This is a genomic window from Rhizobium sp. 0TCS1.26, from assembly GCF_050455525.1.
Lineage (GTDB): Bacteria > Pseudomonadota > Alphaproteobacteria > Rhizobiales > Rhizobiaceae > Neorhizobium.
Genome location: NZ_JBCIYV010000001.1, coordinates 631,830 through 646,749, shown reverse-complemented (window position 1 = coordinate 646,749; position 14,920 = coordinate 631,830). Strand labels below are relative to the sequence as shown.

Annotated in this window: 14 protein-coding genes and 1 tRNA gene; 10 read left to right on the top strand and 5 right to left on the bottom strand. The window is 63.0% G+C overall.

Translation table 11 applies throughout. The features are described from left to right. The first annotated feature begins 77 nt into the window (after positions 1 to 77). Positions 78 to 1,454 (top strand): MATE family efflux transporter, encoded by a 1,377-nt coding sequence (locus tag AAIH46_RS03105; protein WP_430304099.1) that lies wholly within the window; start codon positions 78 to 80, stop codon positions 1,452 to 1,454. Between the two features lie 64 nt (positions 1,455 to 1,518). On the opposite strand, the gene carA is transcribed toward AAIH46_RS03105, so the two are convergent. Then, positions 1,519 to 2,724: a glutamine-hydrolyzing carbamoyl-phosphate synthase small subunit gene (gene carA, locus AAIH46_RS03100; RefSeq protein WP_430304097.1), complete on the bottom strand. Its 1,206-nt coding sequence runs from the start codon at positions 2,722 to 2,724 to the stop codon at positions 1,519 to 1,521. A gap of 318 nt (positions 2,725 to 3,042) precedes the next feature. Here carA and AAIH46_RS03095 point away from each other — a divergent pair, with 318 nt between their 5' ends. Next, positions 3,043 to 3,495, top strand: a complete 453-nt coding sequence (locus AAIH46_RS03095; protein ID WP_430304095.1) for a GatB/YqeY domain-containing protein — start codon at positions 3,043 to 3,045, stop codon at positions 3,493 to 3,495. Positions 3,496 to 3,531: 36 nt separating this feature from the next. Here AAIH46_RS03095 and AAIH46_RS03090 read toward each other — a convergent pair whose 3' ends face one another. Next, positions 3,532 to 3,864, bottom strand: coding sequence for a BrnA antitoxin family protein (locus tag AAIH46_RS03090; protein WP_430304093.1), 333 nt, complete (start codon positions 3,862 to 3,864; stop codon positions 3,532 to 3,534). Beyond that, on the bottom strand, positions 3,830 to 4,114 hold the full coding sequence (locus AAIH46_RS03085; protein WP_430304091.1) for a BrnT family toxin: 285 nt from the start codon (positions 4,112 to 4,114) through the stop codon (positions 3,830 to 3,832). Before AAIH46_RS03085 ends, AAIH46_RS03090 begins: the two co-directional genes overlap by 35 nt. Before the next feature lie 485 nt (positions 4,115 to 4,599). On the opposite strand from AAIH46_RS03085, the gene dnaG reads away from it, so the two are divergent. The 5 genes from dnaG to AAIH46_RS03060 all read left to right on the top strand — a co-directional run bounded on the left by dnaG (position 4,600) and on the right by AAIH46_RS03060 (position 11,598). Further along, positions 4,600 to 6,636, top strand: coding sequence for a DNA primase (gene dnaG, locus AAIH46_RS03080; RefSeq protein ID WP_430304089.1), 2,037 nt, complete (start codon positions 4,600 to 4,602; stop codon positions 6,634 to 6,636). A gap of 392 nt (positions 6,637 to 7,028) precedes the next feature. Next, a complete protein-coding gene (rpoD, locus tag AAIH46_RS03075) occupies positions 7,029 to 9,080 on the top strand; it encodes an RNA polymerase sigma factor RpoD (protein ID WP_430304087.1) in 2,052 nt (683 codons plus the stop codon). 109 nt (positions 9,081 to 9,189) lie between these two features. Further along, on the top strand, positions 9,190 to 10,692 hold the full coding sequence (locus AAIH46_RS03070) for a DUF930 domain-containing protein (protein ID WP_430304085.1): 1,503 nt from the start codon (positions 9,190 to 9,192) through the stop codon (positions 10,690 to 10,692). Positions 10,693 to 10,727: 35 nt separating this feature from the next. Then, positions 10,728 to 11,150 (top strand): secondary thiamine-phosphate synthase enzyme YjbQ, encoded by a 423-nt coding sequence (locus AAIH46_RS03065; protein ID WP_430304082.1) that lies wholly within the window; start codon positions 10,728 to 10,730, stop codon positions 11,148 to 11,150. Positions 11,151 to 11,274: 124 nt separating this feature from the next. Next, positions 11,275 to 11,598 (top strand): hypothetical protein, encoded by a 324-nt coding sequence (locus tag AAIH46_RS03060; protein ID WP_430304080.1) that lies wholly within the window; start codon positions 11,275 to 11,277, stop codon positions 11,596 to 11,598. 118 nt (positions 11,599 to 11,716) lie between these two features. Here AAIH46_RS03060 and AAIH46_RS03055 read toward each other — a convergent pair whose 3' ends face one another. Further along, on the bottom strand, positions 11,717 to 12,523 hold the full coding sequence (locus AAIH46_RS03055; protein ID WP_430304078.1) for an SIMPL domain-containing protein: 807 nt from the start codon (positions 12,521 to 12,523) through the stop codon (positions 11,717 to 11,719). A gap of 183 nt (positions 12,524 to 12,706) precedes the next feature. Here AAIH46_RS03055 and AAIH46_RS03050 point away from each other — a divergent pair. Together AAIH46_RS03050 and AAIH46_RS03045 are read left to right on the top strand one after the other, a co-directional pair. Next, positions 12,707 to 12,782 (top strand) — tRNA-Ile (locus tag AAIH46_RS03050). A 388-nt stretch (positions 12,783 to 13,170) separates the two neighbouring features. After that, positions 13,171 to 13,956 (top strand): hypothetical protein, encoded by a 786-nt coding sequence (locus tag AAIH46_RS03045; protein WP_430304076.1) that lies wholly within the window; start codon positions 13,171 to 13,173, stop codon positions 13,954 to 13,956. On the opposite strand, the gene AAIH46_RS03040 is transcribed toward AAIH46_RS03045, so the two are convergent. Next, positions 13,916 to 14,290 carry a hypothetical protein gene (locus AAIH46_RS03040; protein ID WP_430304074.1) on the bottom strand — a complete coding sequence of 125 codons (375 nt, stop codon included), beginning with the start codon at positions 14,288 to 14,290 and terminating at the stop codon, positions 13,916 to 13,918. The genes AAIH46_RS03045 and AAIH46_RS03040 overlap by 41 nt on opposite strands. Before the next feature lie 42 nt (positions 14,291 to 14,332). On the opposite strand from AAIH46_RS03040, the gene AAIH46_RS03035 reads away from it, so the two are divergent. Beyond that, complete coding sequence (locus tag AAIH46_RS03035) at positions 14,333 to 14,914, top strand: thymidine kinase (RefSeq protein WP_430304072.1); 582 nt, start codon at positions 14,333 to 14,335, stop codon at positions 14,912 to 14,914. Positions 14,915 to 14,920: the final 6 nt, after the last annotated feature.

Sequence of the window (14,920 nt, the reverse complement as noted above, 5' to 3'; positions counted from 1 at the left end):
CCGGCATTGACTAGAGCATGGCCAGGCCGTCTGCCCAAATTTGGGGCGACGGCTTTTTTCGTCTCGGAGTGATGGCAATGGAGAAGCATCTGGGCGCGGCCGACGGGTTGCGCGACAATTCCTGGTCGACGCACATTCGTGCGACCGTCGGACTTGGGATCCCGTTCGTCGGTGCGCAGCTGGCGCAGATGGCGATTAACACCACCGATGTAGTGATGGTCGGCTGGCTCGGCACGACCGAGCTTGCAGCGGTGGTTCTGTCGAGCCAGATGTTTTTCATCGTCTTCATCTTCGGCAGCGGCTTTTCAAGCGCCGTGGTGCCGCTGGTGGCGCAGGCGGTCGGACGCGGCGACGCCACCCAGGCGCGCCGCTCGGTGCGCATGGGGATGTGGGTGGTGATCGCCTACGGCTTCCTGACCGCGCCGCTGCTGTGGTTTTCCGAGCCGATCCTGCTGGCGCTCGGGCAGGCCCCCGACGTGGCGGAGCTGGCGCAAAGCTACCTGCGCATCCTGCAATGGGGCATGTTCCCGGCGCTGCTGCTGATGGTGATGCGCTCCTTCATCGGCGCCCTGCAGCGCGGCAGCGTGCTGCTCTATGTGACGCTCGGCATGCTGGTACTGAATGCCGGGCTCGATTACGGCCTCATCTTCGGCCACTTCGGCCTGCCGCAACTCGGCATGAACGGTGCGGCGATCGCTTCGCTCAGCGCCAACCTTCTCGGCTTTGCGCTGATGGTCGGCTATGTCGAGAGCCGGCCCGAGATGCGCGCCTACGAGATCTTCGTCCGCTTCTGGCGGCCGGACTGGGCGGCACTGCGCGAAATCCTGGCACTCGGCGTGCCGATCAGCTTCACCATCCTGGCGGAAGCCGGTCTGTTTTCGGCCGCCTCGCTGCTGATGGGCCTGTTCGGCAAGGCGGAACTGGCAGCCCACGGCATCGCATTGCAGCTTGCCTCGATCGCGTTCATGATCCCGCTCGGGCTGGCGCAGGTGGCGACCGTTCGCGTCGGGCTGGCCTTTGGGCAGGGCGACCGGCAAGGCGTCAGGCGCGCCGCCATCACCGTCGTCCTGGTGGGGCTGTGCTTCTCTGTGGTCGGCAGTGCGATGTTTGCGATCATACCGGCGACGCTCGGCAGCCTGTTCCTCGACACCAGCCAGCCGGATGCCGAACAGGTGCTGCTGCTGGCGATCCCGCTGATTGTCGCGGCCGGCATCTTCCAGATGTTCGATGGTCTGCAGGCGGTTGCTGCCGGCCTGCTGCGCGGTCTGAAGGACACCCAGGTGCCGATGATCCTGGCGCTGATCGCCTACTGGCCGATCGGCTTCTTCTGCGCCTGGCTGTTCGGCTTCGTGTTCGAGTGGCGCGGCACCGGGGTGTGGACCGGCTTCGTTACCGGTCTGATGGCTGCGGCGCTGATGCTGAGCATCCGGTTCTGGCTGCTGGTGCGCCGCTGAGCCGATACGAAAACGGCCCGCTGATCAGGCGGGCCGTCGGGTATGCTCGGATTGGCGAAATGTCTCAGCGTTCCGCGAGTGCCGGTTCGCCCTTGCGCTCGCGCACCATGTTGATGAAGCGGCGGAACAGGTAGTGGCTGTCCTGCGGGCCGGGCGAGGCTTCCGGGTGATGCTGTACGGAAAACACCGGCTTGTCCTTCAGGCGCAGGCCGCAATTGGTGCCGTCGAACAGCGAGACGTGGGTCTCTTCCACGTCCTGCGGCAGCGACTTCGAGTCGACCGCAAAACCGTGGTTCATCGAGACGATCTCCACCTTGCCGGTGGTGTAGTCCTTGACCGGATGGTTGCCGCCGTGATGGCCCTGGTGCATCTTCTCGGTCTTGCCGCCGAGTGCGAGGCCGAGCATCTGGTGGCCGAGGCAGATGCCGAAGGTCGGCGTCTCGGTCTTGATGATGTCGCGGATCACCGGGACTGCGTATTCGCCGGTCGCTGCCGGATCTCCGGGGCCGTTCGACAGGAAGACGCCGTCCGGGTTGAGAGCCATGATGTCTTCCGAAGAGGTGCTGGCGGGGACCACGGTCACCTTGCAGTCGAGGCCGGCAAACAGGCGCAGGATGTTGCGCTTGACGCCGTAGTCGACGCAGACGATGTGATACTTCGCATCATCCGGGTTGAGCTCGCCGTAGCCTTCGTTCCACACCCATGGCGTCTGCGTCCAGTGCGACGACTGGCCGGAGGTTGCTTCCTTGGCGAGGTCCAGCCCGATGAGGCCGCCCCAGTTCCTGGCTTCCGCCTTCAGCGCCTCGATGTCGAAGACGCCGTTGGGATCATGGGCGATGACCGCGTTCGGTGCGCCGTTCTCACGGATCCTGGCGGTCAGGGCGCGCGTGTCGATGCCCGACAGGCCGATGATGCCGCGCGAGGCGAGCCAGTCGTTGAGATGGCGGCTGGCACGGTAGTTGGAAGGCTCGGTGATGTCGGCCTTGAAGATGACGCCGACCGCTCCGCGGCGGGCCGCCGGTGTCAGGTCCTCGACGTCTTCATCATTGGTGCCGATGTTGCCGATATGCGGGAAGGTGAAGGTGACGATCTGCCCGAGATACGAGGGGTCGGTGAGGATTTCCTCGTAGCCGGTGAGGGCGGTGTTGAAGCAGACCTCTGCCGTGACCTTGCCGGTGGCGCCAATGCCGATGCCTTCGATGACGGTTCCGTCGGCGAGGACGAGAACGGCGGTCGGCTTGCGGGTTGTCCAGGGTGCTGTTTCAGTCATTTCGGTTCGTCTCCGCCCGCTGCCCCGCCGCGTCAAGCAGCAGAGCCCTGGGGCCATCTATGGTCGCAGAAAAGGGCGCGCGGAAGGTTTCGCGCAGTGCTCTCGGTTTTAATTCTCGTGCAGGTGCGGGAAAATAACGAAACCGACCTATCTGGTCAATCGTACGGGCTGCTCTTCACATGGATTTCTGTCTTATGCCGGCCGGTGCCCTGCCGCGCCAGATTGATAAGGCCGGGGCACTGGGCTATGAGGGCGCAGCACGAACGGGAGGCTGGTGGGCTTCACGCCGACCTGCGCTGCCCGAAGGAGAACACGATCATGATGCGCGACAAGCTTTCCGATGCGATGAAGGATGCGATGAGGGCCAAGGATAGCCGCAGGCTGTCGACCGTCCGGTTGATCCAGACCGCGATCAAGGATCGCGACATCGCGCATCGCGGTGCCGGCAAGGATCCGGTCAGCGACGACGAGATCATGCAGATCCTGCAGAAGATGATCAAGCAGCGCGAAGAATCGGCCAAGATGTACACCGACGGCGGCCGCGAGGAACTTGCCCAGCAGGAGCGCGAGGAAATCGAAGTCATCCGCGACTTTATGCCGGAGCAGCTATCGGACGAGCAGGTCCGCGAGATCTGCAAGGCAGTGATCGAAGAAGTCGGCGCCCAGGGACTGCGCGACATGGGCAAGTGCATCAGTCTGCTGAAGGAACGCTATGCCGGCCAGATGGACTTCGCCAAAGCGTCGGCGATCGTCAAGGAGATGCTGAAGTAGGAGGCCGAAAAGGGCCCGGGGCTGACCTTCGCTGCGTCAGCCCTTCTTGTGTTTCTGCTCGCTGACGAAGTGGCGCAGCACCGCGTTGATGCGCGTCTGATACCCTTTTCCGGTGGCCTGGAAGAAGTCGACGATGTCGTCGTCGAGGCGGATCGAGATCGCCTTCTTCTTGTGCGCCGTCACCCACTTCGCCTTGGACCAGTCGATGTCGATCAGGTCCTGCCAGTCGGGATCGTCGCGCATGGCCGCCTCGATCTCCTCGTCGGTGAGCGCATCGACCCGCGCCCAGTCAGTCTGGCTCGGTATGCCCTCCGCCCGCTTCCTGCGGATTTCTTCAGCCGTGACGCGCGTGATATTTTCGTCGCTCATTTCGCCTCGCAACCCTTACCGATATGATCCTGCAGACGCTGCCCCGCATGGTGAAGACGACCGCGATCAGCCGCGCGTCTTCCTGGCAAACCGCGATCCATCGCTCCTCATCCTGCCAGGTGGATCGATAGAGATATGCGTCTTCGTCCAACGCCAGGACCGCATCTTCGAAATCGAGGCCGTGCTTGGCAAGATTGGCTCGCCGTTTGGCCTCATCCCATTCGAAACTGCTGATGTCATCCAGTTCCATGGCGCCCTGTATTGCAAAGTGTATATACAATCGCCGGATTGTCAACGAACGAGCGGCACGCCATCCTGACGCGAAGAGGCCGTCCGCGTAACCATGAAAAGCGGGAGGTTTTGCGTGATTTTGCCAAGCGAGGCAGAGCCTGGACGGGCCCTGCCTCTTACGCCTGGACATTGCATCGTGGCCCGGGGGCAGGGCGTGCGATGCGCGAGATGCCCGCTTTGGGGGATCGGGTTGTCTCGCAATCGTCTTCCCGAGAGAGAGTGGGACGTTGGGAAGACCACTGCACTGAAGACCCGCGCCGCGTCGAAATCAAATTACAAAAACATAATTTTTGCGGCGCACACGCTGCCTCAAATTTGACGCAAGCCGGGCTAGCTTCCATCGATTGGCTTGCGGACTGCTTGTGTATATCGGGCGAAACCTCGAGCCGGTGTGGCGTCCGGCGCGGCAACGGCCTATATGGTGAAAGCTCCCACGAGGTGATGATGCGCTTTTCCAACAGCTTTCTCGACGAGATACGCGATCGCGTGCCGATTTCGGCAGTGGTCGGTCGTCGCGTGACGTGGGATCGCAAGAAAAGCAATGTTTCGCGTGGCGACTATTGGGCCTGCTGCCCGTTCCATGGCGAGAAGAGCCCGAGCTTTCACTGCGAGGACCGCAAGGGCCGCTACCACTGCTTCGGTTGCGGCGTATCTGGCGATCACTTCCGTTTCATGCAGGAACTGGAGGGGCTGAACTTCCCCGAAGCCGTGCAGCAGCTTGCCGATCTCGCCGGCGTGCCGATGCCGCAGCCGGATGTGCAGGCGGAGCGGCGCGAGAAGGAACGCGGTACGCTTCATGACGTCATGGAACTGGCGACACTGTTCTTCCAGGACCAGTTGCAAAGCGCCGGCGGCGCCAAGGCACGCGCCTATCTGCGTGACCGCGGACTCACTGCAAAGACCATCGAGACGTTCCGGCTCGGATATGCTCCCGAGAGCCGCAACGCTCTCAAGGAGCACCTGGCGGGGAAGGGCGTGCCCCGCGAGCAGATCGAGGCGTGCGGTCTCGTCGTGCATGGCGAGGGGGTCGCCGTCTCCTACGACCGCTTCCGCGACCGTATCATGTTCCCGATCCTGTCGTCGCGCGACAAGGTGATCGCCTTTGGCGGCCGGGCCATGTCGCCGGACGCGCCGGCCAAGTATTTGAATTCCAATGAGACCGAGCTCTTCCACAAGGGCAATGTGCTCTACAATTTCACTCGCGCCCGGCGCGCCTCGCAGGCGGCGGTCAAGGGACAGGTGAGGAGCGCCGACGGCGACGGGCTGACGATCATTGCCGTCGAAGGCTACATGGACGTTATTGCCCTGCACCAGGCGGGGGTCGAGAACGCCGTTGCGCCGCTCGGAACCGCACTTACGGAAAACCAGCTGGAGCTTCTGTGGCGGATGTCACCGCAGCCGATCCTCTGCTTTGACGGCGACGGTGCCGGTCTTCGGGCCGCCAGCCGCGCCGCCGACCTGGCGCTGCCGCATATCAAGCCCGGCCGCTCGGTGCGTTTTGCGCTGCTGCCGGACGGCAAGGATCCGGACGATCTTGTGCGCCAGGAAGGGCGTGCGCCGTTCGACCGCGTGCTGGCGCAGGCCAAGCCGCTCGCCGAAATGATCTGGATGCGCGAGGCGCAGAACGGCACCTTCGACACGCCGGAAAAGCGTGCCGAGCTGGAAGCCCGCCTGAAGCAGATCATCTCGGTGATCGGCGATGAAAGCGTCAAGCGGTTCTACCAGCAGGATGTGCGCGAGCGCCTGAACGCATTCTTCCGGCCTGCCATGGCGCAAGGCGGCGCGCGGCAGGGCTTTTCGCAACAGGGCTTTTCGCCGAGGGGAAGGGGCCAGGATGGCGGACGGGGCTCCCCCAATGGCTTTGCGGGAACTGGACCCCGCAACCTCGGCGTCTCCGACAGGCTGGCGCGGTCGGGCCTCGTGCGTGGCTACCAGGAATTGCCGGCGCTGCGCGAAGTGGTGCTGGCGATCACCATCGTCAATCACCCGGAACTGCTGCTCGAGGAGTATGACGAGATCGCCGCGATCGATTTCGAAAACCGCGACCTGCAGCGTTTCTGGTCGGCGATGCTGCCGGCGGCCGCGACGGCCGGCATCCAACTGTCGCGTGAGTATCTGATCGAAAAACTGAATGCGCAGGGGTTCGAGCCGCTGGTGAAGGCGCTCGAGCAGCAGGTGCGCAATGCGCGGCTGTGGACGGCGACGGCGCAGGCCGCCATGGAGGATGCGCGCGAGGGGTATCGGCAGGCGTTGTCGCTGCACAAGCGGACCAAGGCGCTGCGGGTCCAGAAGATGGAGCTGGAGCGAGAAATTTCCTCCGCCACCGAGGCCGCCGACGAAAACAGCATCGAACCTCTGCTGCGGGCGCTGTCCGAGGTGCAGCTCGAAATCGTGCGAATGGAAAACCAGGAAGCGATCATTGACGGGTTCGGCGTGATGTCGGGTCGCGTCAAGGGAATTGCAGTCAGCCATGGCAGTTGATGGGTAACGGCTGGCGTAGTGCAACTTTTAGAAGGGCGCTGGCTCTTGTCTTTATTGGCACGGTCCTTAAATAAGCGGCAGTCACAGCGCTGGCCTAAGGAAAGCTGTATGCTGTCTCGCTTTTTCCGCTTTTAACTGCGCATTGCCTTTAGAAAGGCTTGACGGAGAGGGAAATTGTGGGAATCACCGTTTCTGGCATAAGTAGGCGGAGCAAACGTATCAGCCACGAGGATCAGGATCGTTGGCGTGAGGGCGGTAGCTCCCCGGGCAGCGGGACTTCCTCTTGGTTAAGCGGGAATTAATTGTCCACCCGGTACGTGTTCGACTGTGCTTCGCAAACGCGTCGGCGGTTGTCGGAACATCGCGAATGACGTCCAAGGAAAGACGAATACATGGCAACGAAAGTCAAAGAAAACGACGAAGCTGAGAACGAACGTGACGGCGCTACGGACGGTCCGCTTCTCGATCTTTCGGATGATGCCGTCAAGAAGATGATCAAGCTCGCCAAGAAGCGTGGTTACGTGACGATGGACGAGCTGAATGCGGTGCTGCCTTCCGAAGAGGTAACCTCGGAACAGATCGAAGACACGATGGCCATGCTTTCCGACATGGGCATCAACGTCGTCGAGGACGAGGAAGCCGAAGAGCAGACATCCAACGACGACGATAGCGACGACGAGGCGGAAGCTGAAGGCGGCGAACTCGCGCCTGCCGGCAACACGGCTGTCGCAACCGCGAAGAAGAAGGAGCCGACGGACCGCACCGACGATCCCGTGCGCATGTACCTGCGCGAAATGGGTTCGGTGGAGCTTCTGTCGCGCGAGGGCGAAATCGCCATCGCCAAGCGGATCGAGGCCGGCCGCGAGACGATGATCGCCGGGCTGTGCGAGAGCCCGCTCACCTTCCAGGCGTTGATCATCTGGCGTGACGAACTGAACGAAGGCACGACGCTGCTGCGCGAGATCATCGATCTCGAGACCACCTATTCCGGTCCCGAGGCGAAGGCTGCGCCGCAGTTCCAGAGCCCGGAAAAGATCGAGGCTGACCGCAAGGCTGCCGAAGAGAAGGAAAAGACCCGGCGGCTGCGTGCGCCGTCCGGCGAAGACGACGTGACCAATGTCGGGGGCGAACTGCCGCCCATGGAAGAGGAAGAGGAGGACGACGACGAGTCGAGCCTGTCGCTTGCTGCCATGGAAGCGGAACTGCGCCCGCAGGTCATGGAGACGCTTGATACGATCGCCGACACCTACAAGAAGCTGCGCAAACTGCAGGACCAGCAGGTTGAGGCTCGCCTGTCCTGCACCGGTACGCTTTCGTCGGGCCAGGAGCGCCGCTATAAGGAGCTCAAGGACCAGCTGATCACGGCCGTCAAGTCGCTGTCGCTCAACCAGAACCGCATCGACAGTCTCGTCGAGCAGCTCTACGACATCAACAAGCGTCTGGTGCAGAACGAAGGCCGCCTGCTGCGTCTGGCGGAATCCTACGGCGTCAAGCGCGACTCGTTCCTGGAGCAGTATCAGGGTGCCGAGCTCGATCCGCACTGGATGAAGTCGATCGCTAATCTGGCCGCCCGCGGCTGGAAGGACTTTGCCCGCGCCGAGAGCAACACGATCCGCGATATCCGCCAGGAGATCCAGAACTTGGCGACGGAGACCGGCATCTCGGTGACCGAATTCCGCCGCATCGTTCACATGGTGCAGAAGGGCGAGCGCGAGGCGCGGATCGCCAAGAAGGAAATGGTCGAGGCAAACCTTCGCCTCGTCATCTCGATCGCCAAGAAGTACACGAACCGCGGCCTGCAGTTCCTCGACCTCATCCAGGAAGGCAATATCGGCCTGATGAAGGCGGTCGACAAGTTCGAGTACCGCCGCGGTTACAAGTTCTCGACCTACGCCACCTGGTGGATCCGGCAGGCGATCACCCGTTCGATCGCCGACCAGGCCCGCACGATCCGCATTCCGGTGCACATGATCGAGACGATTAACAAGATCGTCCGCACATCGCGCCAGATGCTGCACGAGATCGGCCGCGAGCCGACCCCGGAAGAACTGGCCGAAAAACTTGCCATGCCGCTCGAAAAGGTGCGCAAGGTGCTGAAGATCGCCAAGGAGCCGATCTCGCTCGAAACCCCGGTGGGTGACGAAGAGGACAGCCACCTGGGCGATTTTATCGAGGACAAGAACGCGCTTCTGCCGATCGATGCCGCCATCCAGGCGAACCTGCGCGAGACGACGACCCGGGTGCTGGCTTCGCTGACGCCGCGCGAGGAACGTGTTCTGCGCATGCGCTTCGGCATCGGAATGAACACCGACCACACGCTGGAAGAGGTCGGACAGCAGTTCTCGGTGACCCGCGAACGTATTCGCCAGATCGAGGCGAAGGCGCTGCGCAAGCTGAAGCATCCGAGCCGCTCCAGAAAGCTTCGCAGCTTCCTCGACAGCTAAGGGTTCGCCCGCTGCATCTCTTCCTCGGCAGCAGAGTTTGCCGAGATAATATTCGACAAGGACCCGGCGGGAGCGATCCTGCCGGGTCCTTGCGTTCCAGAAGTTCGATTTGCCTCTCGATCCGGGCGGTGATTTTCCCTACATGGTGCTGATGCAGGACGCGTCCGACAGAAACCCGCCGAGTGCCGATGCGGAGATCGCCGATCAGGCGATCAAGGGCTCCGGCGTGGGCGGGTCGCTACCGGAGGCGCATCTGCCGTCTGGTGGGTCATCCGCCGCCTATGTGCGCTGGGGCATCGGTGCCTCGATCCTGTTGCATGTGCTGGTCGTGACGGCACTGCTCGTCGACCTGCCGCAGCCGACGCAGAGCCCACCTGCGGAGGAGACGGTGTCGGTGGAGATCGTTCCGCCGCCTGAGCCGGAGCCCGAACAGGTGCCCGAACCCGAAAGGGTGCCCGAGGCGCAGCCGGAGCCCCCGCCGGAACCGCTGAAGATTCCCGAATTCGACAAGCCGGAAGAGGCCGAGAAGCCGCCCGAGCCGGAACAACCGCCGCAGCCTGAGACGCCACCGGAGCCTCCGAAGCAGGAGGAGGCGGCGCCACCGCCACCTGCTCCTCCTCCTCCTCCGCCACCGCCACCGCCACCGGAGACCGCGGAGCAGGAGCAGGCCAAGCCGCAATCCGAGGCAGGCGCGCCGATCCCCACTCTGCAGCCGGTGTTCAAGTTCGGCGATAAGAACCAGGGACCGGAGCAGGCGGCGAACGGCGACAGTGCGCAGACCGGTGCGCCGGACGCCGAAGAGGCCAAGCCGGACGAGACGCAGCCCGACGAGCCTAAACCCGAAGAGGCCAAGCCGGACGACGTGAAACCCGACGCGGTCAAGCCGGAAGAGACGCCGGCTGAACAGCCGCCGGCGGAAGACGCAAAGCCTGCCGAGCAGGATGTCGCGGATGCTGCCCCGCCGCCGCCGGGCGACGTGACGCAGCCGCCGGATGCCCCGAAGGATGCGCCAGCCGATGCCGCACCGGATGCAGTGGCGGGTGGTGGGCAGGAGGCCACGACGCCCGCGCCTGCCGCGCCGGAAGTGCTTGCGGCCCTGCCGCGGGCGGATGCCGCCGATCCACAGGCGGTGCCGCCACCTGCCGAGGAGGGAGCCGGCGAGGGAGCGGGCGATGGTGCGGCAGGGCCGCCGGCCAGCGTCACGCCAACGCCGCGCCCCGCAGCGCCGCCGGCTGCTGCTGCACCGGCACTCAAGGAGGCCAAGCGTCTCTATTCGGCGTCTGCCACCGGCGACATGACGGCGATGACGGCGATGGGCAATATCCCGCGCGGCGCCCGCGCCGGCCAGTTGTGCGGTACGGAGCTTCAGGCGCAGCTGCGCAATAACGCGCCGCGCTACATGCCGGAGCTTATCCCGGCCTATACGCTGGGAGCCGGCAGCACCTCGCTCGATGTGCGGCGCGGCGCATTTCGTGCCGGCGGCGTCTGGTACGATGTCAGCTTCCGCTGCACTGTCGACAAGGACGCAACCAGCGTGACAAGCTTCTCGTTCGCGGTCGGCGGCGCCGTGCCGCGCAGCGAGTGGCGCAAGCGCCGGTTTCCGGAACTCTGACCGGATGGTCCGCCACTGAGAGGCAGGAGGAATATATGCCGCAGAAGATCATCAGCCTGTCGACGCGCGGGCAGGGGCTCTACGAGTTCACGGCGCAGGCGGCGGATTTCATCGACGCCTGCGGCTTCAGCGAGGGCCTGCTGACGCTCTTCGTCCGCCACACCTCCTGCTCGCTGATCGTGCAGGAGAATGCCGATCCGGACGTGCAGCGCGATCTCAAGGGCTTTTTCGCCCGGCTGGTGCCGCCAAGCGACGATCCCTCCATGACGTGGATGATCCACACCGCCGAGGGCCCGGACGACATGCCGGCGCATGTGAAATCGGCACTGACGACGGTGTCCATCGGTATCCCGGTCAAGGGCGGCCGGCTGGCGCTCGGCACCTGGCAGGGCATCTACCTGTTCGAGCATCGCGACCGGCCGCACCGCCGCGAAGTGGTCATGCATCTGTCGCCGTGAGGCCCGCAAACGGCCTTCTTGAATGAACGCCGGGTGAATGGCGAATTTGGTGGCCATTCAGATCCGCCGCCCTAGATTGCCTCCATCGCCACCAAGGCGAACCAAACATTTGGAGGGAATATCCATGCAACAGTTTCTCGCAAAGACCGGTCTTGCCGCGCTGATCGCCCTATCCGGCATTGCTGCACCGCTTGCCACCGCTTCGGCTGCCGACAATGGCCTGGTCATCCAGGCACAGTACCGCGGTGACGACTATCGCGGCCGTCCGCGTCACCGCGACGTCTGCTCGCCAGGTCTTGCCGAGGAGAAGGCTTCGCGCATGGGCCTTCGCCGTGCCCGCGTGGTCGACGTCAACCGTCGCGTCGTCGTCGTGTCCGGTTTCGACCGCCGTGGTCCGGATCGGATGGTTTTCGCCAACGAGCGTGGCTGCCCGGTTGTCCGCCGCTAGTCCTCTCTGCCTCAGAGAACCTCGTCCCTTCGGTCTGTCGCCTGGCGCCGGACCGAAGGGACGGAATATGAAAAGACGCCGCCTGTGCCGTGACCCGGCCAGGCGGCGTTTCGTTATGTCAGCGGCCGATCTCGAAGCGCATCTCGACGGCGACCGTATAGGTGTTCTCGCCGCCGGCAACCGGCACGCCGTCGGCCTCCTTGGCCATGGCCATGCGCATCATCGGCATCGGCTCGGGACGCTGGCTGTTCTCCTCGATCGATACGATCTGGCCGAGCGGCACGCCGGCGGCGTCGGCAAGTGTCTTCGCCTTGGCCATCGCATCGGCCACCGCATTGCGGCGCGCCTCGTCCGTCACCTTGGCGGTATCGGCATTGGTGAAGCTGATCTGGCCGCCCTGGTTGACGCCCAGCTTGACCGAGCGATCGAGGATGGCGCCGAGCTTCTGCAGGTCGCGCACCCGCACCGTCAGCCCGTTGGTGACCTGGTAGCCTTCGATCTTCGGCGCTTCGGTATTGCCCTGGCGGTTGGGATCCGGCTGGCTGTAGCGCGGGAAGATCGAGAACTCGCTGGTCTGCACGTCGCGCTCGGCGATGCCATCCTCCTTCAGCGCCGCCAGCACCTCGCGCAGCGCCGCATTGTTGGCGGCAAGCGCTGCATCCGCGGTATCGGCCATGCGCGTCACGGCAAGCGTCAGCATCGCCATGTCGGGAGCGACCGCGGCGCGACCTTCGCCGGTGACCCGAAGGGTAGGGGCAGGCTGGCCCGGATGTATCGGTCCACCGGCGGGGGCCGGATGGCCGGGCGGCGGTGGCGGCGCCTGGGCGAAGGCTGCCGCCGGCGCGACGAGCGCGGCCGACAGGATCAGCGCTGCCAGCGGGCCGGTGTTCGAGCGGGGCAGGGAGAGGGAAAAGTTGAACGTCATGAAGGTCCTCCGCGGCGTATGTGGTTATGCCCGGACGGCGTCCGGGACCGTTTTGGTGCCGCATCGAGACCTGCCCGCAGATTGTGAAGCCAATGCGGCGACGGCTTGTGGATGGCAACGATTTGCGTTAGAGCCGAACCGCCGGAGAGACCATTGCCTCCGGCACCTTCGTCGACGACGAAAGGGCCTGTAGCTCAATGGTTAGAGCCGGCGGCTCATAACCGCTTGGTTGGGAGTTCGAGTCTCTCCAGGCCCACCATTACCAAAATTTACCCAATAGAATCAATGACTTGAATCTTTCGAAATTACTCAAAAAGAGTGATTTTGGGCGGTTTTGCGGGTACTTTTGCGGCCATATACCCAGCCAAAAATGTCACAATGCCCCCACTACGACTTTGGCTCAATATAAAATGACATTGGGGTTCGGCTATTGTTGTGAGAATAAATATGTATTTCAGTTGCTTAACTGATCGACGTACATCCGATTCTGACGTCGAGTATCGCTTCAATAAGTGCCGCAAGCGGTTGGCGGTTAGAGGCCCAAACGTTGCGGGTTCGAGTCCCGAGATACCCTCAACTTTCTACTTACACCCGGCGACTCCGGCTTTGCTGCCTGACTTGGGTGTTGCTGGCCATGATGGTGCTATATGAGATGCATTCCTGAAAATCTGACCCTGCTTCACAGCGGCGAAGAAGACGTTCGAGCAAAGTCTATCGCGCTTATTGAGGCCAGCGAGGATATGTCGCTACACGTCTCGATGATCGAGACCTGCATGGACATGATGCAATACGTCCGCACGAATACGCCCGAAATGAATGAGGACCAGGTGATCGTGGCGCTCATCGGTGCCAGCGTGTTCAATTCAATGGCGTCGGCATTCAAGCTGCTGCTTGGAGGCTACTACCAGTCGTCCGGACTGCAGATTCGCTTCATTATGGAGAGCGGTTGGCTGCTCGATTATCTGAGGACCGATCCGAAATTGGTCCAAGAGTGGAAGGCTACCCCAGAGGACAAGCGGCAGAGCGTGTTCCGGCCCGGCAAAATCCGCGACCAACTGGATAAGCGCGACGGGTTCACGCAGAAGAAGCGGGAAGCGCACTATAAGCGACTATGTGTTCTATGCGGCCACCCAACATTTGCTGGCTTCGCCATGCTGCGTCCTGAGCCAAATGCTGACGCCCACATAGGGCCGTTTCTCGTACCGGACCTGCTAGAAGGATGCATTCAGGAACTGGTGCAGGTGTCGATTACAGCATGGCAGTCGTTTATGCGCTTCTTCCCGCCCAAAACACTCTCTGATTATCGAGCCCGAATTCATTATATCGAGAAGCAAAATGACTGGTTCAAACACGTCTTTGGCAAGCCGCATGATATGACCGCCGTGGACGAACTCAAAAAGCTGATCGTGCAACTGGAGCAGCAGTCGATATAACCCTTGATATGGTTGGTATGTGAAACAGGGGCGCTACGCCCTTGGCCTTGGATTGAGTAGCTGCAGTCTCCTCGGTCGCGAACGTCGAGAAGGTTTTGAAGACGCCTTCAACGGCAGTCAAAGGCAATATGAAGCTGCCTCGAAGGCGGCCGAGCACCAGAGCGATTTTCTCAAACTGGTCGCGGCCGAATACCGCTTTGCCGTAGTCGTCCTCGCAGTCCAATAGGCGGATCCAGATCGAATAGCGTCGTCGGCCGATCGTCGCGTTCGAGGGCCGGTCTGCGCGCCCCTCCACCACCACCACCCCCCGCAAAAATCTCTGTGGCTTCATCACGCGGGCACTTCCGCCGGCGGCCGTCGGGCGCCAAAAGGGGGGATGGCCAAGCTCTATTTCCACTACGCGACGATGAATGCCGGCAAGTCGACCATGCTGCTGCAGGCCTCCTACAATTACCAGGAGCGCGGCATGCTCACGGTGATCTTTACCGCCGGGCTGGACAACCGCGCCGGCAAGGGGCAGGTGGCGTCGCGCATCGGGCTTGCCTCGGATGCCATTCCCTTCGGTCCTGACGACGATCTCTTCTCGTCGATCGTCGAGATGCACGCGGCCGAGCCGATCACCTGCGTCTTCGTCGACGAGGCGCAGTTCCTGTCTTCCGACCAGGTCTGGCAGCTGGCGCGCATCAGCGACAGCGTCGGCATTCCGGTCATGGCCTACGGCCTGCGCACGGATTTCCAGGGCAAGCTGTTTCCCGGCTCGCAGGAGCTGCTGGCAATCGCCGACGAGTTGCGCGAAGTGCGCACCATCTGCTTCTGCGGCCGCAAGGCGACGATGGTGGTGCGGGTCGATGCGGAGGGCGAGGTCATCCATCAGGGCGCCCAAGTCGAGGTCGGTGGAAACGACAAATACGTGTCGCTCTGCCGCCGGCACTGGGCCGAGAAGATGCGCTGCGACTGAGATGGC